Source organism: Bradyrhizobium sp. McL0615 (assembly GCF_049993905.1).
In the GTDB taxonomy this organism is placed as follows: Bacteria; Pseudomonadota; Alphaproteobacteria; order Rhizobiales; family Xanthobacteraceae; genus Bradyrhizobium.
This window is the reverse complement of sequence record NZ_CP188254.1, coordinates 5,639,179-5,660,331: the sequence shown is the minus strand read 5'-3', so window position 1 is coordinate 5,660,331 and position 21,153 is coordinate 5,639,179. Positions and strand designations below refer to the sequence as shown.

General features: G+C 63.3%; 21 protein-coding genes. 12 read left to right on the top strand and 9 right to left on the bottom strand.

Translation table 11 applies throughout. The annotated features are described in order from the left end of the window. Positions 1–18 precede the first annotated feature (18 nt). Entirely contained in the window at positions 19–1,614 is a 1,596-nt protein-coding gene (locus tag ACPPVP_RS27055) for a winged helix-turn-helix domain-containing protein (protein ID WP_426526135.1), read from the top strand. An 88-nt stretch (positions 1,615–1,702) separates the two neighbouring features. On the opposite strand, the gene ACPPVP_RS27050 is transcribed toward ACPPVP_RS27055, so the two are convergent. Then, positions 1,703–2,053, bottom strand: coding sequence for a hypothetical protein (locus ACPPVP_RS27050; protein ID WP_426526133.1), 351 nt, complete (start codon positions 2,051–2,053; stop codon positions 1,703–1,705). 751 nt (positions 2,054–2,804) lie between these two features. Here ACPPVP_RS27050 and ACPPVP_RS27045 point away from each other — a divergent pair. Both ACPPVP_RS27045 and ACPPVP_RS27040 read left to right on the top strand, forming a co-directional pair. After that, the gene (locus tag ACPPVP_RS27045) at positions 2,805–3,230 is read left to right on the top strand and encodes a hypothetical protein (protein ID WP_426526131.1); all 426 of its coding nucleotides are present in this window, start codon (positions 2,805–2,807) and stop codon (positions 3,228–3,230) included. Positions 3,231–3,724: 494 nt separating this feature from the next. Beyond that, positions 3,725–4,099, top strand: a complete 375-nt coding sequence (locus ACPPVP_RS27040) for a hypothetical protein (RefSeq protein WP_426526127.1) — start codon at positions 3,725–3,727, stop codon at positions 4,097–4,099. Positions 4,100–4,188: 89 nt separating this feature from the next. Here the strand turns inward: ACPPVP_RS27040 and ACPPVP_RS27035 are convergent, their stop codons facing one another. Together ACPPVP_RS27035 and ACPPVP_RS27030 are read right to left on the bottom strand one after the other, a co-directional pair. Next, a complete protein-coding gene (locus tag ACPPVP_RS27035) occupies positions 4,189–5,535 on the bottom strand; it encodes a polysaccharide deacetylase family protein (RefSeq protein ID WP_426526125.1) in 1,347 nt (448 codons plus the stop codon). 143 nt (positions 5,536–5,678) lie between these two features. Further along, positions 5,679–6,473: a polysaccharide deacetylase family protein gene (locus ACPPVP_RS27030; protein ID WP_426526123.1), complete on the bottom strand. Its 795-nt coding sequence runs from the start codon at positions 6,471–6,473 to the stop codon at positions 5,679–5,681. A gap of 104 nt (positions 6,474–6,577) precedes the next feature. Here ACPPVP_RS27030 and mgtE point away from each other — a divergent pair, with 104 nt between their 5' ends. The 4 genes from mgtE (at position 6,578) to ACPPVP_RS27010 (ending at position 10,309) form a co-directional block, all read left to right on the top strand. Then, a complete protein-coding gene (mgtE, locus tag ACPPVP_RS27025) occupies positions 6,578–8,005 on the top strand; it encodes a magnesium transporter (protein WP_426526121.1) in 1,428 nt (475 codons plus the stop codon). 78 nt (positions 8,006–8,083) lie between these two features. Next, positions 8,084–8,452, top strand: coding sequence for a helix-turn-helix domain-containing protein (locus ACPPVP_RS27020; RefSeq protein WP_426538082.1), 369 nt, complete (start codon positions 8,084–8,086; stop codon positions 8,450–8,452). A 126-nt stretch (positions 8,453–8,578) separates the two neighbouring features. Further along, positions 8,579–9,397 carry an aldo/keto reductase gene (locus tag ACPPVP_RS27015; RefSeq protein WP_426526119.1) on the top strand — a complete coding sequence of 273 codons (819 nt, stop codon included), beginning with the start codon at positions 8,579–8,581 and terminating at the stop codon, positions 9,395–9,397. Positions 9,398–9,418: 21 nt separating this feature from the next. After that, positions 9,419–10,309: a hypothetical protein gene (locus tag ACPPVP_RS27010; RefSeq protein WP_426526118.1), complete on the top strand. Its 891-nt coding sequence runs from the start codon at positions 9,419–9,421 to the stop codon at positions 10,307–10,309. 59 nt (positions 10,310–10,368) lie between these two features. Here the strand turns inward: ACPPVP_RS27010 and ACPPVP_RS27005 are convergent, their stop codons facing one another. The 4 genes from ACPPVP_RS27005 to ACPPVP_RS26990 all read right to left on the bottom strand — a co-directional run bounded on the left by ACPPVP_RS27005 (position 10,369) and on the right by ACPPVP_RS26990 (position 15,227). Then, on the bottom strand, positions 10,369–11,187 hold the full coding sequence (locus ACPPVP_RS27005) for a phytanoyl-CoA dioxygenase (protein ID WP_426526116.1): 819 nt from the start codon (positions 11,185–11,187) through the stop codon (positions 10,369–10,371). A 217-nt stretch (positions 11,188–11,404) separates the two neighbouring features. After that, the gene (locus ACPPVP_RS27000) at positions 11,405–11,740 is read right to left on the bottom strand and encodes a hypothetical protein (RefSeq protein ID WP_426526114.1); all 336 of its coding nucleotides are present in this window, start codon (positions 11,738–11,740) and stop codon (positions 11,405–11,407) included. Then, positions 11,737–14,274 carry an arylsulfatase gene (locus ACPPVP_RS26995; RefSeq protein WP_426526112.1) on the bottom strand — a complete coding sequence of 846 codons (2,538 nt, stop codon included), beginning with the start codon at positions 14,272–14,274 and terminating at the stop codon, positions 11,737–11,739. The genes ACPPVP_RS27000 and ACPPVP_RS26995 overlap by 4 nt, the downstream gene beginning before the upstream one ends. A 275-nt stretch (positions 14,275–14,549) precedes the next feature. Then, the gene (locus tag ACPPVP_RS26990) at positions 14,550–15,227 is read right to left on the bottom strand and encodes a DUF599 domain-containing protein (protein ID WP_426526110.1); all 678 of its coding nucleotides are present in this window, start codon (positions 15,225–15,227) and stop codon (positions 14,550–14,552) included. A gap of 100 nt (positions 15,228–15,327) precedes the next feature. On the opposite strand from ACPPVP_RS26990, the gene ACPPVP_RS26985 reads away from it, so the two are divergent. From ACPPVP_RS26985 to ACPPVP_RS26970, 4 genes are all read left to right on the top strand, one after another. Beyond that, on the top strand, positions 15,328–15,984 hold the full coding sequence (locus ACPPVP_RS26985) for a glutathione S-transferase family protein (protein WP_426526108.1): 657 nt from the start codon (positions 15,328–15,330) through the stop codon (positions 15,982–15,984). 291 nt (positions 15,985–16,275) lie between these two features. Continuing rightward, positions 16,276–16,479, top strand: a complete 204-nt coding sequence (locus ACPPVP_RS26980) for a hypothetical protein (RefSeq protein ID WP_108517906.1) — start codon at positions 16,276–16,278, stop codon at positions 16,477–16,479. Positions 16,480–16,629: 150 nt separating this feature from the next. Next, positions 16,630–17,610 (top strand): hypothetical protein, encoded by a 981-nt coding sequence (locus tag ACPPVP_RS26975; protein ID WP_426526106.1) that lies wholly within the window; start codon positions 16,630–16,632, stop codon positions 17,608–17,610. A gap of 40 nt (positions 17,611–17,650) precedes the next feature. After that, complete coding sequence (locus tag ACPPVP_RS26970) at positions 17,651–18,091, top strand: DUF1489 family protein (RefSeq protein WP_426526104.1); 441 nt, start codon at positions 17,651–17,653, stop codon at positions 18,089–18,091. A 51-nt stretch (positions 18,092–18,142) separates the two neighbouring features. On the opposite strand, the gene ACPPVP_RS26965 is transcribed toward ACPPVP_RS26970, so the two are convergent. Together ACPPVP_RS26965 and panC are read right to left on the bottom strand one after the other, a co-directional pair. Continuing rightward, a complete protein-coding gene (locus ACPPVP_RS26965; RefSeq protein WP_426526102.1) occupies positions 18,143–18,901 on the bottom strand; it encodes a hypothetical protein in 759 nt (252 codons plus the stop codon). A gap of 182 nt (positions 18,902–19,083) precedes the next feature. Next, complete coding sequence (panC, locus tag ACPPVP_RS26960) at positions 19,084–19,935, bottom strand: pantoate--beta-alanine ligase (protein ID WP_426526100.1); 852 nt, start codon at positions 19,933–19,935, stop codon at positions 19,084–19,086. A gap of 269 nt (positions 19,936–20,204) precedes the next feature. On the opposite strand from panC, the gene ACPPVP_RS26955 reads away from it, so the two are divergent. Next, positions 20,205–21,140 carry a division plane positioning ATPase MipZ gene (locus ACPPVP_RS26955; RefSeq protein WP_426526098.1) on the top strand — a complete coding sequence of 312 codons (936 nt, stop codon included), beginning with the start codon at positions 20,205–20,207 and terminating at the stop codon, positions 21,138–21,140. Positions 21,141–21,153 lie beyond the last annotated feature (13 nt).

The window sequence follows — 21,153 nt, the reverse complement described above, 5'->3', positions numbered from 1 at the left end:
TTCCACGAGCCGTCGTTGTTGAAGTCATCGCAGCATTCCATCGTTGTTGGCGACCGGACCGTGGATCTGGCCCGGGAAACGTTGCGCGACGAACGCGGCCACATCGTCCCCCTGCGTCCGCGGGCCTGGGCGGTGCTGCGCCTGCTTGCGACACGGGCCGGGCAGCTGGTTGGCAAGGACGAAATCATGGACGAGGTCTGGTCGGACTGCGAGGTCACGGAGGACTCCCTCGTTCAGGCCATCGGCGACATCAGGCGCGCCCTGGGAGACGCGGGCCGGCCGGCCCTGAAAACCTTGCCTCGCCGCGGCTACATGTTGGTCACGAACGGTGCGCCGACTGACGGCACGGTCGTTTCCGGCGACGCGACTTCGAGGTCGTCAAATATTGAAGAGCTGCCGGCACCGTCTTCGATGCCGCATTTGTCGATCATTGTCCTGCCGTTCGCCAACATCGGCGGCGATTCCGCGCAGGATTATTTCGTCGATGGCGTGACCGAAAGCCTGACGACGGACTTGTCGCGGATCGCCGGCTCGTTCGTCATCGGCCGCAACACCGCCTTCACCTTCAAGGGAAAAGCCGTCGACGCGAGGCAGATCGGCCGTGACCTGAACGTACGCTATGTGCTGGAAGGCTCGGTACAACGCGGCGGCAACCGCTTTCGCCTGAATGCCCAGTTGACCGACACCGAGACCGGAAGCCATGTGTGGGCTGATCGCTTTGACAAGCCGGCGGCCGAACTCCTGGACATGCAGGACGAGATCGTGTCGCGACTGGCCAACACCTTGAATGCCGAACTCATCGCCGCCGAAGCGCGACGCGCGGAACGATCGCCCCGCCCGGACGCCGTGGACCTGTATTTCCAGGGCAGAGCTCTCCAGAACAGAGGCGTGACTCGCGTGCTTCTGGCGCAGGCAAGCGATTTCTTCGCGCGATCCCTGGCGCTCGATCCCGGTAATATCGAAGCGGCGGTCGCCGCGGCGCAGGTCGATGTGTCCCTGGGCTCGGCCTTCATGGCCGATGACGTCAACGTGCATTTCGACGTCGCGGAGGCTGCCTTGAACAGCGCGTTGCTCCATGCTCCCAACCATCCCAGGGCCCACATGCTGCTCGGCGCCGTGCGGATTCAGACGGGCCGCGTCGCCAACGGTATCGCCCAATGCCGGCGGTCTCTGGCGCTGGATCGAAATCTCGCCGATGCACACGGGTTCATCGGCCTCGGTAAATATACATCAGGCCATAGTGAGGAGGTCGAGGGACACATTCAGGAGGCCTTTCGGCTGTCCCCACGCGATACGCGCGCCTTCTTGTGGTTCATGTTTGTCGGGCTGGCCAAGATGAGCATCAATGCAGACCGCGAAGCGGTCGACTGGTTTCGCCGGAGCCTTGAAGTCAACCGCAATCACGCGCTGTCTCATTTTCACTTTGCGACCGCGCTGGCGCTGGTGGGGGACCTGAAGGAGGCGCGATCGATTGCCGAGGCAGGACTTGCCCTCGATCCCGCCTTCACGATCCGCCGCTACCGCATTAACGCCAAGGGCGACCATCCCATCTATCTCGCGCGGCGCCAGCGCTACTTCGAGGGTTTGCGCCTGGCCGGCGTGCCGGAGGGCTAACAGTCTGGCTATGGGTCAAACTGCGACCTCGTTGGGGAGGGCGGCTCCGTGGCCGGCACCTTGTCACGGGTGCGGCCTTTCCGAGCGGTTACGGCTTGGCCGGGCTCGATCGCGGCGAGAGCGGGACTTGAAAGATCCTGAAGCGCGGGATCTCAGGAAAGCTATGCGCGGCGTTGACAGAGACCAGCCCGACGACCGCGGCCGGGACCTCTTTTCTGACGAGCCGTTTGATTGCGGTGGTTTGGCCTTTGCTCAGTTCGACTTGGAGCGCGCCCGCCGCCGCCATCGCGGTCCTGACGCGGCTGATCGACTGCTCGGAATACCGATCGTCGATCGCGATTGTCTTGCCGGCCAGGTCGGAGACCGACTTGACGTCGGGACCCGCCACCAGGACGGCCACCAGCGCGTCCAGCGATGCATCCAACGTCGGGACCGACATTCGTTCCGCCACGGCGGAGGCCGCCGCTACCTCCTCCTGGGTCGTTCGGGTCTGCGGGACGTCGGTCGCTGAATTGGGATCGGTGGCGTTTGCGCGAGTGCCTTCGGCAGCAACGGCATTGCCGATCGTCTGCTGGCTCGCTTGCGGAGAAGGAACCGGTATGGGAACGGCAGCCGCGGATTTCGCCGCGACCTTGATGGGCCTGGGCGTTCGACTGATGGCGTGGTGCGCGTGAGGTCGCGGCGGGCTGTCGCCGTGCCACGTGACGAGGGACGCGGGTTCCGCTGTGGCGGAATCGCTGCCATGTGATTCAGGTTCAATCGGCACATGAACCGCGGTCAGGCAGGCTAATGGGTTCAGGCCAACGCATGATGGCTGCGTTGGTTGTTGGCTGCTGCAACCGACCAGGGTCGTAGCCAGCGCGCAAACAAGAAGCGTCCTCAATGGATCCTCCTAGAGAGGTTGAGTGCGGCCCGCAATTCTTGCGGCTTGAAAGATGTTGCGCTGGGTCGTCTATCAATGATGCAAAACTGTTAAACGGGCCTTAATCGCCACGCGCAGCCGGATGCGCCGTGTGGTCAATGCGCAGGTCTATGCAGCTTCGCGTGAATAGAGGCGCGTCAACCATCACCCCGCTACTTGTATTCACATTCCCGCCTTCTCGCCGCTTCCTTCGACTCAGGATTTCGCCACGAATCGGTCGCCATGCTCACGTGCTGGGGGTTGTTCATCGAGTGATGGAGAATGGCCGATGGCCACTATCGAACGACTTCACCGAACTGCGCCGCTGGATTTAGCCAAGCTTGAAGAAGACGTCGTCGGGAGTCTTCCCGCGATCAAGGCGGCACCATCGGGACCGATGCCGGATTACGTCGAGCATGAAGAGGGGGTGACCCGCGTTGGCGCGCTGACTGCCGAGGCCGTGGTACGCGACTACGAAGCCGCCGCCAGGGAAATCGAAGCCATGGGCGCGGAGCTGATCAGCGCGGCGAAGAAATGCGAGGCGATGACCGCCGAAGTGCATAATGCCATTGCCTTCATGCGCGATACCGCCACCTCGTATCGTGAGGAAGCCAAGAAGATCTTCAAGCGCATCGAAGAATGCGCGATCTTTACCGAGCACGTTCGCAAGACCTGCGAGACCGTCAAACTCAAGATGATCGAAGGCAAGGTGTAGCCGCCGTGCGTATCCGGAACATCGATCAGATTTGTTTTTTCCAATAGCGTGTGTGAATTGCGGTACAGGCAGGTGCCGCGAATCGGCTTAGTTTGTTACTTCCTCCCTAGACTCGCACCCGCCGCAAATGGCGGGTCCTCTTTTACGGTATCCGACAGTCAGAATAGCCTCACAGGCGACGCTGCGGTGGCCGCAGCCGCTGATCAGGGTCCGCATCCGCTCGTAACAGCTTCGTATCCTTGAGTGATCCGGCATCCTCCGAGCGCACCACTGCGTTGCAGTTTGAGCGTAATACAATCGGTTTTGTGAGGTGTTCGCGTGTCCGCAATGCCACGGCGCGCGAATCCTTTGCTGCGGGGTGCGGGTTGTTGCCCCTACAGTCGCACCGTTCGCGTAAACTGAGCGCGCCTGCCGGCGGCTGACTCCTGCCGGCTTCGCCGCCGTTCGGCGCTTCCAGTAAGTTCGACACTACCAAGACCACCCGGAGCATCTTCATGCTGTTTCTGAGCTACCTCTATCGTTTCCTCTCCAACTTCGTGTTCCTGGCGCTGGTTTATCTCGCTCTGAATTTCCTTGAAAAGTATCAGCACCGCGTGGTGGTCGCGGTTCTCGTGCTGGTCTATGCCGGCATGCATGCGGCGTCCGCGCTGCGGTCGTTTCACTTCTTCCAACGCATCGAGCGGCTGGAACTGGAGGCGCGTCGATTGGTGGCGGCGCTGGGCGAGGGGCCGAATTCGACGTCGACCCGCAAGCAGGTCATCACCGAAGTGAGCGCGCTGCGCCAGGCCGGTGAGATAAAGGCCTATATCGACATCCTGTTCCTCGCCATCGTCATCCTGCTTTGTGTCGCCAAGATCGTGACGAACTGAGCCGGTGTCTGATTGCGGGCTTTAGGAAAAAGGCATCGAAACAGATGGATTAGCTGACGGTCCTGATCCGTTCGATCGGAACCGGCCGATCAGCGTTTCTTCAACCCGGCGACCCGAACCGATCGCCCGTTCCGCTTGGCTTGCGCCGCCGGCTTGGGGGTGGTGCCAGCGCTTTGCGTTTGCGGCGTCTGCTCGGCGTGTCCGGCAGACTCTGGCGGCTGGGCCGCGGCCGTGCGGCCGTGGCGGCGAGATTTGCCGGCAAGCTTTGCGGAGGAGGCTTCCGTTGAACGGGCTTGCGCAGCCGCTGCCCGGTGCGTGGATGAGGCCAACAGCGTCAGGCGCGCCGATTCCGGCATTTTAAAAAGGCTCGCCGCTGGAACCGGCAGCGCGGCCAGCGTGACGACCGGCGGTAATGTCATTTGCCGCGGCCACAGGGCCGCGGGCGGCAAGGGGACGCCGCGTCCACGCCGCGCGGCGCGTGCGCCGAGATCGCTCGTGTGCCAATCGAGATGCGACAATGCCGGGACGGGAAGGGCCGCCGGGCCGGCCGAAGCAAATTTCGGGACCTTCGGCCAGCGCGATATTGCCACCGCCTCCGACGGCGGATGCAGCTGCCATTGCGCTGGCTCTGTCGGCGTTGCCGGACGATCAGCCGTCGCCGGCACCACATGGACGATGCGATAGCCGCGCACTTTCAGCTCGTGCAGAATCCTCGGCAGCGCTGCGACAGTCCGCGGCTGAATGTCGTGCAGCAGCAGGATGCCTTTTCCCTTGGCTTCCAGCCGCTGGATCGCGAGATCATAGACGCGATTGGCGGAGACGTTGCGCCAGTCGTCAGCCGGAAAATCAGCGCTCCAGATTTGAAGCCCCTTGGAGGCGGCGTACGCCTCCATCCCATCGTTCACGCGCAGGCCGGGAATGCGGAGGAACGGCGCGGGTGCAGTCCCATCTCCCAGCGCCGCGGTCACCGAGGCGATGCCCTGCTCGATCTCCTGCAGGGAGCGGTCGAGCGGCAGGCGGTGCATGCCGCTCGGATGGTTCTGGGTGTGGGTGGCCACCGTATGGCCGGCGTCGCGCACCTTGCGCACGCCTTCGGGATTGCCGTTGGCCTGGCGCCCGACCAGGAAGAAGGTCGCCTTGGCGCAATGGGCGGCGAGAATGTCGAGGATCTGGTTGGAGTATTTCGGCAGCGGACCGTCGTCGAAGGTCAGCACCACCTCATGGTCTTCAAGCGGCAAGGTCTTGGCATATTGCATGGTGCCGATGATGGGATGGGCGCGCGGATCGACCACGATGGTGCGTGACGTGCCGATGGCATCGGGATGGCCCGGGCAATCGGCCGCCGACGCAGCCTGCGCGGCAACTGACCCGAGGAATCCCACGCACAAGGCGGTGAAAGGCCGCCGCCAAACTCCTCCAAATACGCTAGCGATCATAGAACCCCGGCTTCATTCCAAGAGCACGCAACGGCTCATATCTGTCGCCATGAATGCCGCCTTAATCACCTGATTTCTACACCTAATTTCGCTTCGGGACATGATACAGGCCACAGAACCGGGGCGGCCAAAAAGATCGTGATCTAATGTGCTTTGTCGGACACGGTTTTGGCACCTGCCGGCACCAGGTGGACCACGCGATATCTGTTGTCGCGGAGGTAGCGCAGGAAGGCCGGCAGCATGGCAGCCGTCTGGGCCTTGGGATCGTGCAGCAGGATGATGCCCTTGCGGGCCACTTGCAGCCGCTCGGTGAGCAGTTTCAACTGCTGTGCCGGCTTCATCGGATTCCAGTCGCTGGCCCAAAGGTCGGCGCCGAACACGACGATGCCGCGATTTTGCAAGGCGTCCAGTGTCGCGGGCGTCATTTCAAAGAAGGGAAAGCGAAAGAACGGCGTGCTGGGGGTCGTGGTGGCCTTTCCGTGAAGCGCCATTTCGACTGCCGCGATGCCCTTGTCGATCTCGTCGATCGCCGCTTCCGGCTTCATGTATTTGAGATTGTGATGGGTCCAGGTGTGGTGCGCGAGGGTATGGCCCTGCGCCGCTATTCTCCGCACCAGCTCGGGATGTTCGGAAGCCGGCTTGCCGATCAGGAAGAAGGTGGCGCGCACGCATTCATGCGCCAGCGCGGCCAGTATCTTCGGGTCCGTCGCGGGCCACGGTCCGTCGTCGAAGGTCAGCACCACCTCGTGGTCATCAAGCGGGAGCGTCTGTGGAAAGCTCTTGAGGCCCACGCGCGGGGTGGTGGCGGCATCCACCGCGAGAACGCGCGAGGTGCCGAGCGCGTCCTTGCGGGGACATTCGGCGGCCTCAGCCGTCGCAACGAAGGTCATCCACGCTGCGACCGCTGCGCACAGCGCCACGCTGAAATTTCGGGTCATTTGGGATTGGACATATTTGGCATTGCGCTGGGTGTTACCGATTAGGTAAGCGTGCAGCGTAGCTCAGACAAGTTCCCATATCTGTCAAACCGGCGAGGCGCGGCATGGCCGAGAATATCGACGTTGCCGAGGCGCAACCTGCGCAAGGCTCCGTGCTCGACCCTCTCCTGATGCGGGATGAAGAGGGGCAACTGCGTCACGCGTTTGTCGAAGGGATCACGCGCGCCATCCACGCCGCCGACCGGCCGTTGTTGTGCGAGGTGGTGGCGGAACTTCACGAGGCCGATCTCGGCGATTTGATCGCGGCGCTCGAACCCGACGACCGCGTCACACTGGTCGAACTGACGGGCACCGATTTCGACTTCTCGGCGCTGAACGAGGTCGACGATTCCGTCCGCGAGGAAATCCTCGAGGAACTCGAACCGGAGACGGTCGCGGAGGGCGTTCGCGAACTGGAATCGGACGACGCCGTTGAACTGCTCGAAGGCCTCGATGAGGCCGACCAGGAAGAGATCCTTGAAAAGCTGCCGCCGGCCGAGCGCGAGCCGCTGGAGCGGAGCCTGCTTTATCCGGAAAATTCCGCCGGCCGGCGGATGCAGTCGGAGTTCATCGCGGTGCCGCCGGACTGGACCGTGGGGCAGGCGATCGACTACATGCGCGACACCCCCGATCTGCCGGACCGGTTTTACGAGATCTATGCGGTGGATTCCGAAAAGCACTGGCAGGGCGCGGTCTCGCTCGACACGCTGCTGCGGGCGCGGCGACCGGTGCAGATCCGCGATCTGATCGACGAAGACCGCCGTCGGGTCTCCGTGCTGGACGACCAGGAAGAGGTCGCGCGGATGTTCGGCAAATATAATCTGGTCGCGGCCCCTGTCGTCGACACCACCAACCGGCTGGTCGGCGTCATCACCATCGACGACGTCGTCGACGTCATCGAGGAAGAAGCCGACGAGGATTTGAAGGCACTCGGCGGCGTCACCAGCGACGAAGAACTGTCCGACAGCGTTTGGACCATTGCGCGCGCCCGCTTCAACTGGCTCTTGGTCAATCTGGCGACCGCGTTCCTGGCGTCTTCCGTGCTCGGCCTGTTCGAAGGTCAGCTCGAGAAGATGGTGGCGCTCGCCGTGTTGGCGCCGATCGTGGCTAGCCAGGGCGGCAACGCGGCGACCCAGACCATGACGGTGGCGGTGCGGGCGCTCGCCACCCGCGAGCTCGGTTCCAATAATGCGTTTCGCGTCGTGATGCGCGAGGCGATGGTCGGCCTCGTCAACGGTCTCGCCTTTGCCGTCATCACCGGCATTGCCGCTTTTGCCTGGTTCAATATTCCGGGCCTGGGGATCGTGATCGGCCTTGCCATGATCTGCAACCTGGTGGCCGGGGCGCTCGGCGGCATCCTGATCCCGATGGTGCTGGAACGGGTACGCGCAGACCCCGCGGTGGCGTCGGGAACCTTCGTTACCACCATCACCGACGTGGTCGGCTTCTTCTCGTTTCTCGGTATCGCCACGCTGTGGTTCGGGCTGAAGTAGCTTGCGCCTCTGTTGCCTCTTTTATCGTTAATCGGGCCTTAACGCGCTTGGCCGATGATGTTGGCTCACGAGGTCAACATGCAGCGCTTGCGGCTGAAAGCGGACGGACGGATCGTCGAACTGCGGGACGGGCAGGAGTTCCCGCTCGCGCCGGCGATGCCCGGACTCGAACCCGCACCTGCAAGGGCTGCCGCTTCGCCCACAGCGCCGGACGTTACATCAGGCGAACCCCCGGCCTTGCCGGCGGTGCGCGACCTGCGCCGCCGGGCGCAGCTGACGCAACTCGAATTCGCGGCCCGGCTTGGCGTGCCCGTCGAAACCATCCGTAACTGGGAGCAGGGCAAGCGTGCGCCGCGCGGCCCGGCGCGGGCCTTGCTCGCCGTGATCGCCCATTCGCCGGAAACCGTGTTCGCCGCGCTGGCCACCGAGGAGCCGTCGCCGGCTTAAGCCTCATGGTTGACGTATCCTTACACGATCCGGAATGCATTCCGGGATCGGGCCGGCTCGTAAACGCAATCTGTTGGCACGGCTGTTTCCGCAGCCCATAATGGGGCCGGTCAGCGGATACAACCGATGCTGTTTGTCGAAGCCAATGGCGCAAGAATTCCGGCGATCGGGCTGGGCACCTGGGATTTGCGCGGACGGGCCTGCGCGCGGATCGTCGAGCAGGCGTTGCGGCTCGGCTATCGCCACATCGACACCGCGCAGATGTACGAGAACGAGCGAGAGGTCGGCGAGGGGCTGCGCGCCTCGGCCGTGAAGCGCGATCAAGTCTTCCTCACCACCAAGATCTGGCCCACGCATTTCGCGCCCCACGATCTGGAGCGTTCGGCCAAGGAAAGCCTGGTGCGACTGCGCCTGACCGAGGTCGACCTGTTGCTGCTGCACTGGCCGAACCCGCAGGTGCCGCTGGTGGAGACGCTGGGCGCGCTGGCGCGGATCAGGCAACAGGGGCTCGCGCGTCACATCGGCGTATCCAATTTCACCGTGGCCCTGATCGAGGAGGCGGTGGCTTCATGTGCGGAGCCGCTGGTATGCGACCAGGTCGAGTACCATCCCTATCTCGACCAGACCAAGGTGAGGGAGGCCTGCGCACGCCACGGCATGGCGCTGGTGGCCTATAGCCCGGTCGCCCGGGGCCGCATCAAGAGCGACAGCGCGCTGCAGCGGATCGGCGAACGCCATCGCAAGACGGCGGCGCAAATCTGCCTGCGCTGGCTGGTGCAGCAGGGCGTGGCGGCTATCCCAAGAACGTCGAAACTCGAACGGCTCTCGGAGAACATCGAGATCTTCGATTTCGAGCTGTCAGAAGAGGAGATGCAGCAGATTTCCGCCATGGGCAGCGCCAGCGGCCGGCTCACGGATTTCGGTTTCGCGCCGAAATGGGATTGAGGAGTTGCGCCGGCGGGCGCTATGCTGGCGGGATACGGGAATATCGAACATCGTTCCGATGCGATGGAGCTGCGGCGGATCATACCCTCTGACATCACGGCGTCTGCCATCGCGCATGTGTCGCTGCTGACGTTGTTTGTCCTGTTTTCCGAAGTGCATCCGTTCGGCGCAGTGACCGCCGAGCAGATACCGGTCGAGATCGTGACCCCGCAGGAGCTTGCCGAACAGCAGACGCCTCCCGACGAACCGCCTGCTGAAAACAAGCTGGAACCGGCGCCGTCGCCACAGCCCGATTTCTCCCGGCTCGACAAGCCGCCTGCCGACACCGCACCCCCGCCGGCGGCACCGCCTGCGCCTGCCGCGCAGCCGCAGAAGCAGGCTGCGCTCGCCACGCCGCGCGCGGCCCAGCCGCCGCCATCGCAGCAGGTGGCGCCGCCGCCACCGGCCACGCCGACCTACAAGCCGCCCGAGCCGGATGTCTCGATCAAGTATCAGGTGCTGCTTGGCCTGCCGCCCGACCTCTCGCCATCGTTGCCGTCGGCTCCCGCGCAAGGCCCCAATAAAGGTGACGATAATTTCGACGCGCCGGCGACCGACGCCGCCGATATCGCGAGCACGCTGATCGCGGCATTCCGGCGGCACCTCAAGGCCTGCTCGAAACTGCCGCCCTCGCTCTCCGGCACCGACGACGTCAGGGTCAAGCTGCGCGTGCTGATGACACCGGACGGCAGGCTCGCCGCCGAGCCGATCTTGATCGAGGCCAGCGCCTCGATGAAGGGGCCGTTGCTGATGCAGGGCGCGATCCGTGCGCTGCAGGCCTGCCAGCCCTACGCCATGCTGCCGGCCGACCGCTACGGCGAATGGAAGGTGCTCGATCTCAGCTTCACGCCGCAGGATTTTACAAGCGGCTGACAATCCTCGCGAACGCCGCCCGGTTCAGATCTCGCGATCCGGACGGCGTCAGTCGCTTGTCAGCCCAACTCTTCTATCAGGGCGCGCCGGATCGCCATTTCAACCGGCGAATAGCCGCCATCTTCCCGTTCAAGCCGGACAGGTTCGGCCTGATGCAAGGGCGGCTGCGCCATGAAGCGTGGCACCAAACCACGGTGCGGCTGCGCGGCATGGATCAGGAAGGGATGACACAAATAGACCGTGCCGGCCTCTCCGACGGCCAGGGCTTCCGGACGGTCGGCCGCTACGTCGCTGAGCACCAGGTGCGACATGCCGGCTTCGCCCGCGGGTTTGAGCAATCGCGCCATATCGAGGTGCGAGCCTGCCCGTATGCGGGTTGGAGCATCCGGTGTGCCAACATCGGAAAACAGGAACAGCATCAACAGGGCGCGACCACGCGACGTAACGTTGACCCGCCATGTGGAGAAATCGTCCCGCTCGTTTGGATCGTCCGATGGGCCGGGGAAGCTTAGGTCGACGTGCCAGCCGGTGTCGCCGGGATCGTCGGGGTGTGGGAAGCGCACCGGAAAGGAGCCGAGGTCGGCGCGCGGATGCCAGCGACCGCTCCCGACAAGCTGGTCGAAGGCCGCGTGGAGCACCGGCGTATTCACCGCTTGGCGAAACGGTTCTTCACCGTAATGTCCGAGCCGGACAACCGGCCGCGTCCAGGTTTTCCTCTCGTCGGGATCGCATCCCGTGTCGTGCCAGAGGATGGCGCGGCCTTCCTCGGCAAGTCGGCGAGGGAAGGCGTTGTCCAGCCGGACAAACCCGTCTTGGACAAATTGGTCTAGTTGTGCGTCGCTGAGCGCGCGCACCTGTCGAATTGTATTCGAAGGCATGAAGTCCTCATATCGCTTGGTCAGCCGACATCATCTCCCGAAGCGGGGATGGGCCGGTTCATTCGGTCTTTGGATCGCGCAGTTGCCGAAAACGGCACGAGCGCGCTCGTTCCACCCGCTGCCGCGGGCGAGCCTTAGCGGCTGAGGAAGAAGACCAATGCGATATTGCGGATCATCATCATGATGGTCGAAGAAATAACACGGATGGCTTGAGGCATCAATAAAGCCGGTCTCGCGTCAATAGCGCGGTCAGGATCGCGTGAAGGATGACCGCCGGCCACAGAAGGATGCCGGTCAAACCACCTGCAAAACCGAGATAGGCAAGATACAGCGTTACCAGTGCGCTGTAGGTCAGCATGCCGAGGAGCGGCGGACCAGGCCAGCAGGCGATCCCCAAGGCAATCAGGGCGATGCCGGCCACGCGCGCAACCGGTATGGCGACGCCTACAAGTTGCTCGCCAAGCAACAACTGACCGACGAGCGAGGGCGCAATCATCAACGCAAATCCCGTGACCGCCTCGCTGATGGCCGCGAATGCCAGCGCGCCTTTCATCGCTTCCCGGCGTTCGTGTCGGTTTTTTTTGGCTCCGGTTCTTCAATGGGATCCGGCTCTGGCGCTGCCGTAGGTCCGAGTTCTGCCTTGGCTTGCGCCGGGTCCTTCAACTCCGGTTCGAGCTTGAACGTCAGCTTGTGTATCTTACCGGTAAACTTGAACGGAGGATCGTAGCGATACTCGATCATCGCGACGCCCGTGCGGCTGTCCTGGCCGACATCGAAAGTTTCATCTTCCGGGAAAGTGATCGGCGTGCCGTGTTCAATGGACTTCCGGTCCACTTCCTTGCCGTCCACGGAGAGCACGCCCGTGCCGCCCTTGCCGAGGCCCGGACCATCCGACTTGAAGTCGAAGACGATAGTGTGCTTGCCGGCGTCCAACTCCGGCCCCGACCAGATCGTGCGCTTGAGGTTGAGAAGGTTGTAGAGGAACACGGGTTTGCCAGACCGAATGCCCGCCACACCCTTGCTCAGGAACAGCCCGTAGCCGCCGAAGCGCCCGCCTTCGGTGACAATCATTCCCTCTGCACCGCCCTCGGGGATCTCGACCTCGGCGGTGATGGTGTAGGACTTGTTCAGGATGCTCGGCGCGGCGCTGGCCGGCACGCCCGAAAGCTCGCCCGAATAGGTGAAGACGGTCTGCCCGGCTGTCAGGCTCGGGCGCGGTGTATTCCAGCGCAAGAGCGTCGTGTTATCTAGCGGCAGCACGTTGTACTTCTTCGCTTCGGAATCGAAGAGAGCCTGCAACTCCTTGACCTTCTCCGGCATTTGGGCAGCAAGGTCGTTGTACTGGGTGGGGTCGTCCTGGACGTTGTAGAGCTCCCACTTGTACCCGGTGATGACATCCGGCGGTGGCGCGCTGCTCAGCTCCCAGGGAAGCGTAATAGGCGTAGTGGCCGCCACCCACCCGTCGTGATAAATGGAGCGATTGCCGAGCATCTCGAAATATTGGGTCGTGTGCGTCGACTTGGCGTTGGCGTTCGACTTGTCCCATGTGTACCCCATGCTCACCCCCTCCATGGGGCTTTGCTTGATACCGTCGATCGTATCGGGCTGCGAAATGCCGGTCGCTTCGAGGATGGTCGGGGCGATGTCGATGACGTGATGGAACTGGCGGCGAATACCTCCGACGTCGTTGATATGGCCAGGCCAGCACATGACCACGCCTTGGGCGGTCCCGCCGAAATGCGACGGCACCTGCTTCACCCACTTGAACGGGGTGTCCATCGCCCACGCCCACGGTGCGGCAAAATGCGGGAAGGTCGCGTCCGAGCCCCAGAACGGGTACCAGAGGTACTGAGCCTTCACCGGCACAGGGATGCCATTGAAGGTGGTGAATTCGTTGGGCGTGCCGTTGATCATGCCTTCGGCGCTAGCGCCGTTATCACCGCCGATATAGATGATCAGGGTGTTGTTGAGCTCTCCGAGATCTTCGACCGCCTGGATGACCCGACCGATCTCGTTGTCGGCGTAAGCAAGGTAAGCTCCATAGACATCGGCTTGCTTGATAAAGAGCTTCTTCTCCAGCAAACCGAGCGAGTCCCATTCCGGTAATTCTTTCGGCCACGGCGTCAGCTTGGCGTTTTCGGGCATGATGCCCAGGCGTTTCTGGTTGGCGAAGATCTTCTCGCGCACCTTGTTCCATCCATCATCGAACAGGTGCATATCGCTGATCTTCTTTATCCACTCCGGTGTCGGATGATGCGGCGCATGGGTTGCGCCTGGCACGTAGTAGACAAAGAACGGCTTCTGAGGCGCAATTTCCTTCAGTTGCTTGATGTGCTGGATGGCCTCGTCGGCCATGGCCGTCTCCAGGTTCCAACTGGGATTGTCCTGGAACGGATAAATGGCTGTTGTGTTGCGAAACAGGTTCGGCTGCCACTGGCTGGCGTCGCCGCCGACGAAGCCGTAAAAATACTCGAAGCCCATGCCGTTGGGCCATTGATTGAAGGGCCCTGCCTGGCTCGACTGGAACGACGGTGTGTTGTGGTCCTTTCCGAACCACGAGGTGGCATACCCGTTCGTCTTCAGGATGGTACCGATGGTCCCCTTCTCGATCGGGATGATGGAATCGTAGCCCGGGAACCCCGTCGATATTTCGCCCACCACTCCGAATCCCACCGAATGATGATTGCGGCCGGTGATGAGCGCCGCCCGCGTCGGTGAGCAGAGCGAGGTGGAATGAAAATTGGTGTAACGCAGGCCCTGCGCTGCGATTCGATCCATGGCAGGCGTGGGGACGACGCCGCCGAAGGTGCTCGGCGCTCCGAAACCCTGGTCGTCCGTCATGATGAGCAACACGTTGGGCGCCGCCTTCGGCGGCACGACGCGTGGCGCCCACCACGCCGTCGACTCCGAAGCCTTCTCCTTGATCACCCCGCCGAATGCCGGAGGGGGCGGCGGAAGTTGTTTTCCGTCGATCGTGGTAGTCGCACCGGGCGAACCTGGGACTCCCGTAACTTGCTGAGCCAACACCGAGACGCAACCGAGGGCCAGAAGACTGACGCCCGCAAACACACCCTGACGGATTTTCATGGTGGAACTCCCGTTGAGAAGCCGCACTTGGCAAAAAGGGAGGCGCGTAATTTCAAGCGTGGCTCCGTTGTGAGAACCGCCGCTTGACGCAGATCAAGTTTCCTGGCGGCGCTGGATGCGGCAGGACGTTTAACGGTTAAGCAGCCGTGGGATGCCGGTTGGGTCTATCGCAACCAGGTCGAGCGAGCAGCAATTGCGGCAATATCCACTATGCTGCCAAAGCGGAAGTAAGCTCGGCGCGTTGGCCGCGGCGCAGCTCTTCGGTATGCTTTCCGCTAGTGCCCCATCGCTTGCCACGCGTTAGAGACGAACTGCCGCCGCCAGGTCACGATCACGACCAGCGCGGTGGTCGCCAGCAAGACCCAGGGACTGACGAACCAGCCGAGATAGCCGAGCGCGAAGAAGAACGCGCGCTGGCCGCGGTTGAAATGCCGCCCCGCGGCTTCAAACAATCGCGTCGTGCGCATCACATGGGCTTCGGCTTCCGCGGTGTCGCGCTGGGATGACGGCGGCATCGCGCCGAGCAGGATCGCGACGTAGTTGAACAGGCGGTACGACCAGGCGAATTTGAAGAAGGCGTAGATGAAGATCAGGATCAGACCGACGCATTTGATTTCCCATAATGCGGGCGAGGGGGTGAGATCGACCGGCAGTTCGCGCAGCACGGCTAGCGCATCGTTGGTCGCCCGCAGCAGCGCCAGCCCGCCGCCGATCGCGATCAGGCTGGTGGAGGCGAAGAAGGCGGTGCCGTTCTGCAGCGAGGCCATGATCTGCATGTCGACCATGCGCGCCTCGCGGTCGAGCATGTTGCGCACCCAGACCTCGCGATAGCGGTTCATGCGCGCCGACAGGCTGTCGCGGCCATAAGCGGTGTGCTCGAGCGTGAAGCCGTAGGCCAGCCATTCCACGACGAAGAAGGCGACGGCGGCAATATCGACCCAATAGGCGCGCATGCGGCGAGATCCCCGGTGATGGCTCGGCTTCGTGATGTACAGGTTGAACGCGCGCGGTGCACTATGGCAAGATCAGGATCGCAACAGGATTTCCCCGCAAATGTTGAAACTGGTCATCGGCAACAAGAACTATTCGTCATGGTCGATGCGGCCATGGCTGGCGCTGCGCGCCAATGACATTCCGTTCGAGGAAGTGTTCATCCCGCTCTACACCAATGACAAGGCGGACAAGGACCGGATCCTCAGCTTTTCCCGTGCGGGCAAGGTGCCGGCGCTGATCGATGGCGACGTCACGGTGTGGGATTCGCTTTCGATCATCGAGTATCTCGCCGAGAAATTTCCGCAAGCAAAGCTGTGGCCGGAGGACCGCGCGCGCCGGGCGCATGCGCGGTCGATTTCGGCGGAAATGCATTCGGGCTTCATGCCGCTGCGTAATGAATGCGGCATGAACCTGCATCGCCCGGTCGGTGCGATCGATCTGTCGGATGACGCACGCGCGAATGTGACGCGCATTCAGGATATCTGGGCCGATTGCTATCGCCGTTACGGCAAGGACGGACCGTTCCTGTTCGGCGCGTTCGGCGGCGCGGATGCGATGTTTGCGCCGGTGGTGCATCGCTTCCGCACCTATGCGATCGAGGTGGGCGGTGAGGCACGGCATTATTTCGATGCGATGATATCGTTGCCGGCATTCCAGGAATGGACCCGCGCGGGTCTCGCCGAAACGATTGTGATCGAACGCTTCGAGACGGTCTGATTTGGGATGCGGGGCCGGCAGCCGGGGCGGGGCGCCAAGGCGCCTCGCAGCTTTGGATAAATTATAAGCGGCTGTCCGATTTTGGGAATACCGGACCTCCATACCCGGTAACCGGATTCACGGGAACCGTCGAAATCACCGCTTATCGCTCTGAAAAACATGCGGAATTTGCGTATTTGCCATGCCTCGATGTTGCTGGCTTTTGGGCGGTCGGCTGTGCTAGGTTGCCACAGGGTTCTCAAGTCGGTCGAAAGCTAGCGGGACCGTGAGCGCGGCCGGCGTTCTTGCGTAATGGAGAGGGCGTTGAAGCATAAGTACTCCGTTGGAGAGACTGTCTATTTTACTGCCAGTAACGTTGCCCGTCCTGCCGCCAGCGGCACCTATGAGGTGATCCGGCTGCTTCCGACAGATGGCGACGATTGTCAGTATCGCATCAAAAGCTCGACCGAAGCTTTCGAACGGGTCGCCAAGGAAAGCCAGCTCGCGATTTCCTGAAACAGTTGTGTGCAAGCGGCCGGCTGACGGGGTTCCATTTCGATCGCCGTCAAAAGGCCCCGTTCGCAGAACCATTCTGCCGAAAAGCGAATGCGACAAAGCCGCATTCGTCGTTCGATCGCGCTTGATGCTGCGTAAGGGATACCGCGCATGAACTGGGACTGGGCTGCTTCGCTGGATCACATCTGGAGCTCGCCGAACATTCCATTGTACCTGACGCTGGCGACGGGTGGATTTGTCGGGATCATCGTTCTGATCACGCTGCTGCGCTCGGAGAGATCCGTGGCCAACGGCGTGCTTGCGCTGATCACGCTGCTCGCGATCGGGGTCGCCGGCGCCGCGGCCTTCCGCGGCTTCGGCACGGCCAACGTGGCCAACGTGGCTCAGTCGAGCGAGGCGCGTCCGGTTCAGACGGCTACCGCGCCGTTGGCGCAGCTTTCCTGCATTGACGAACTGGCCGGCGATGTCGTCCTCGCCGCGTGCGAGAAGGCGCTGTTCGGTTCGGCCGAGTCGGTGGCTGCGGCCGTGGCCTACGCCGCCTCGCAGATCACGCTGCTGACCTCGCTCGGGGATGTCGCCACCGCGAACAAGGGGGCCGGCTCCGACTTGCAGGCACTGCGCCGCGCCGTCGAGCGCGACCGTTACGGGTTGATGGCCTATGTGCTGACTGTGCGGGACCGTTGCACGCCGTCGGCCTGCCGCGCGTTCCGCTCGCTGACCGAGCCGCGCCAGATTGCGGCCAACATGGAAGACCGCGTCTATGAGGGCCTGGTCATGCGCTACGCGGCGTCCTGGAACACGCCGCAGGCTGCAACCGGCATGATCGCGGCGCTGCCGCCGTCGCTCCCCACGGGCAAGCCCACCAACGCCGAATTCCCGACCTCGGCCTCCACCCCGGCGGTCAACATCATGACGCCCGAGCCGCCGCTCGCCGCCGCGCCGAAGCCGTCGGCTGCGGCTGTGCCGGCATCGCCTGCCGTGCCGCGTCCGGCCGCGGCGACACCGCCGGCCCCGACGCGGGCGCAGGCCGCCGCCAAGAAGCCGCCGCCGGCGCCAAAGCCGCCGTCCTCCGCGGCGCCGGTCCAACTCGCGCCATCGGGTGCGGCGCCCACAGCTGATAACAACGAGTGATCTTTTCAAAGCGCGCACGGGCCGCTACATCGGCGGGATCATGCCGCTTCATCTCATCAAGCTTGCCGTCGGCTGCGAGTCAGTCAAGGAACTCAAGGGCTGGGTTGCCGAACGCATGGCAACCGCCAAGAAAAAGGGCCTGCCGCTTCGTCATGTCCACATCACACGGATGACGCCGAAGCGCGATGGCGAGCTGCTGGCCGGCGGCTCGCTTTATTGGGTGATCAAGGGCGAAATCGCCGCACGCGAAAAGATCATCGCAATCGAGCCGTTCCGCGACAAGGATGGCATCGGGCGCTGCCGCCTGGTGATGCAGCCCAAGGTGTTTGCGGTCTCGCCGCGGCCGATGCGCCCGTTCCAGGGCTGGCGCTACCTCGCCGAGGACGCCGCGCCGGCCGATCTCACCAAGTCCTCAGCCGCCAGCGTGGCCGCGATGCCGGAACCGATGCGGCGCGAATTACGCGATCTGGGGCTGCTCTAACTGTCGTTCAGGCCCGCGGCCTGCTCGAAAACGCGCCCGCTCTCACCCGAGCTACATCGCGGCTGACGTGACGATGTGCAAACGAAGCCATTCGGATGGCGGCATTTCGATCGGGCGCCTGGTTTCCGGATTCCGGTCGACGATATCGAGCAGTTCAGGGTCGACACCCATGTCATTGAGGTAGCGGCGGAACTGATCGCCGAACACGGCGGTCAGGCCCTGACGCCGTTCCTCCGAGACATTGGGCGCCAGCCGGTTGCGGATCGACATGCCGCTCAGGACCATCCTGGTGCCGGCGGGGAGGGTTCGGTGCACGCCGCCGGCCAGTGTCAACACGCAGGCGAGATCGCAGCGGGTGTCCGTCAGGGTCACCTTGGCATCGAGGGGCCCGCCCGGACGCTTGAGCGCGAAACATTCCGTCTCGTCTTTTCCATGGCAGGCCTCGACGTCGGTCGTCCCCGCTGATGTGTCGATGCCGTGGTCGCGCAGGATACGCCCGAGGCTGGCCGCGACGTTGAGATTGGAATCGCCCCAGGCATGGATGATCACGGGAAGCTTGCGTCCAACCTGGCGGTCGAGGACGGCGATCAGCCGCTTGTGGGTGTCCCACTGAACGGTGCCTTCGGCGGCGATCCACTCGGAACAGCCTTTCCCGCAGGCGCCGTCCGCACCGTGCGCGACATAAAAGATCATGGCATTGATCGGCGAACCGATGCCGCCGACCGCCGGCCGGTGCGGATCCTGGGCTTGCGCGCAACCGGCCGAGATGAGGCCGATCAGTGCTCCGAAAATGGCAGCGCGTAGAGACATGGCTACTTGGCGACCCTAGCTGGAAATCCCCGGACGATATTCGACCGAGTATTTGGCTGGCGCAAGGCAGGACGATCCGGCGGCTGGCGCTCCGTTTCGATAAAATCGAAGCGGAGCTCCAGATTCTTGATGGACGCGTTTTCTTGACGCGAACCGGCCACCACTTCGCTTGAAAACGCTTTCTAGACCCCGATGTTATCAATCAGGCGCGTCGTGCCGAGTTTTGCGGCGACGAGGATCCGCACCGGCCCGTCCTTCATCGAGGTGACCGGCGCCAGCGTCTCGGCGTGCCGGGCCTCGAAATAGTCCAGCGCGAAGCCGGCGGCGCTGATCAGTTCACGGCCGGCTTGCATCGCGGCCGCCAAATCCTCGCCGGCTTTCAGCCGCTTGGCGCTTTCCTTCATGGCGCGGTAGAGCGTCGGCGCGGTCTGCCGTTCCTCCGGCGAGAGGTAGACGTTGCGCGAGGACATCGCCAGCCCGTCGCGTTCCCGCACGGTGCGCGAGCCGATCACCCGAACGCCGAGATCGAGATCGGCGGCCATCTGCGTCACCACCCGCAATTGCTGAAAATCCTTCTCGCCGAAGATCGCCACGTCCGGCCGGACTTGCGTGAACAGCTTGCCGACCACGGTGGCGACGCCTCCGAAGAAATGCGGCCGGAAACGATCCTCGAGGTCGGCGGTGGCCGGACCTTCCGGCACGATCCGGGTGGCGAAGCCTTCCGGGTACATCGCCTTGACGTCCGGATTCCAGATCAGCTCGACCTTCTCGGCGGCGAGTTTGGCAACATCGTCCTTCCAGGTGCGCGGGTATGAGCCGAAATCTTCTGTCGGTGCGAACTGCGTCGGGTTGACGAAGATCGAGACGACCACTTTTTGGGCGCGGCGCCTGGCGAGCCGCACCAGCGACACATGTCCGTCATGGAGTGCTCCCATGGTCGGCACCAGTGCGACGGCGGCCTTTCGGGCGCGCAAGGCCTCGACGGCGCGGCGCAAGGCTGGAACGGTACGGACGACGATGGGACTTCGCGACATCGGGCCTCGATCTATTGCAGTTTCTGACGGGGTGAGGGGCCGTCGGCCCCAAGTCTTTCGGCGGGCGCGCCGACCTTATAAGGCCAGAGCATCGCCGCCAAGTTTGCTTGGGAATGACACGTCTGCGGCAGCTAACGCGAGTCCGGAAGCATCACCGCAACCGTCGCGATTCATGATTAAGACACACGTCGTGCGATTTGAATGCGTCGTCGCGCATTTCACTTGACCGCAGCCGCGCGTGGTTGAAGATATTGTGCGGGGGTCGAGTCATGTTGGTTCAGGCGAGTCAGGGACAATTCGGTTCGGCGCATGTCGTCGTGCTGGGCAACGAGAAGGGCGGATCGGGAAAATCGACCTCCGCGCTGCACATCGCTGTCGCCCTGCTGAAGGCCGGACAACGCGTCGCCACCATCGATCTCGACTGCCGCCAGCAGAGCTTCACCCGCTACATCGCCAACCGGAGCGCGTGGGCGCGTCGCACCGGCCTCGACCTCGAAATCCCCGTGCACTACTGCGTCAAGCTCGGCGAGACGATGCAGATCGCCGACAATGAAAATGCCGAGTTCCAGCAGTTCATGGAGGCGGTCAGCGCGATCGAGCGCGCCTTCGATTTCATCGTCATCGATACGCCGGGTTCCGACTCCTATCTGATGCGTCTGGCGCATTCGATGGCCGACACGCTGGTGACCCCGATCAACGACAGCTTCCTCGATTTCGACGTGCTCGGCACCGTCGATCCCGCGACCTATTCGGTGACCGGCGAGAGCCATTATGCGGAGATGGTGCGCGACGTCAGGCGCAAGCGCCGCCAGATCGACGGCGCCACCACTGACTGGATCGTGGTGCGCAACCGCCTGTCGATGATCGGCTCGCGCAACAAGCAGCTGGTCGCCGACAGCCTGAAGGACCTTTCGCTGCGGCTCGGCTTCCGCTCGATCGACGGATTTGCCGAACGGGTGGTCTACCGCGAATTCTTCCCGCGCGGGCTGACGGCGCTGGACGACATCGACGAGGCGACGCTGGGAACCCGGCCGAGCATGGGCCATGTCACGGCCCGCGAGGAAGTGACCAGCCTGTTGCGCCAGCTCAAGCTGCCGCTCGACGAGCGCGGCCGCCGCCGCGCCGCCAACCGCGCCGAATGGTTCACCCAGGTCGACAAGCCGCTTGAGGTCCACGACATCATCGGCGACATCATCAGCGCCTGAGACTTATCAGTGC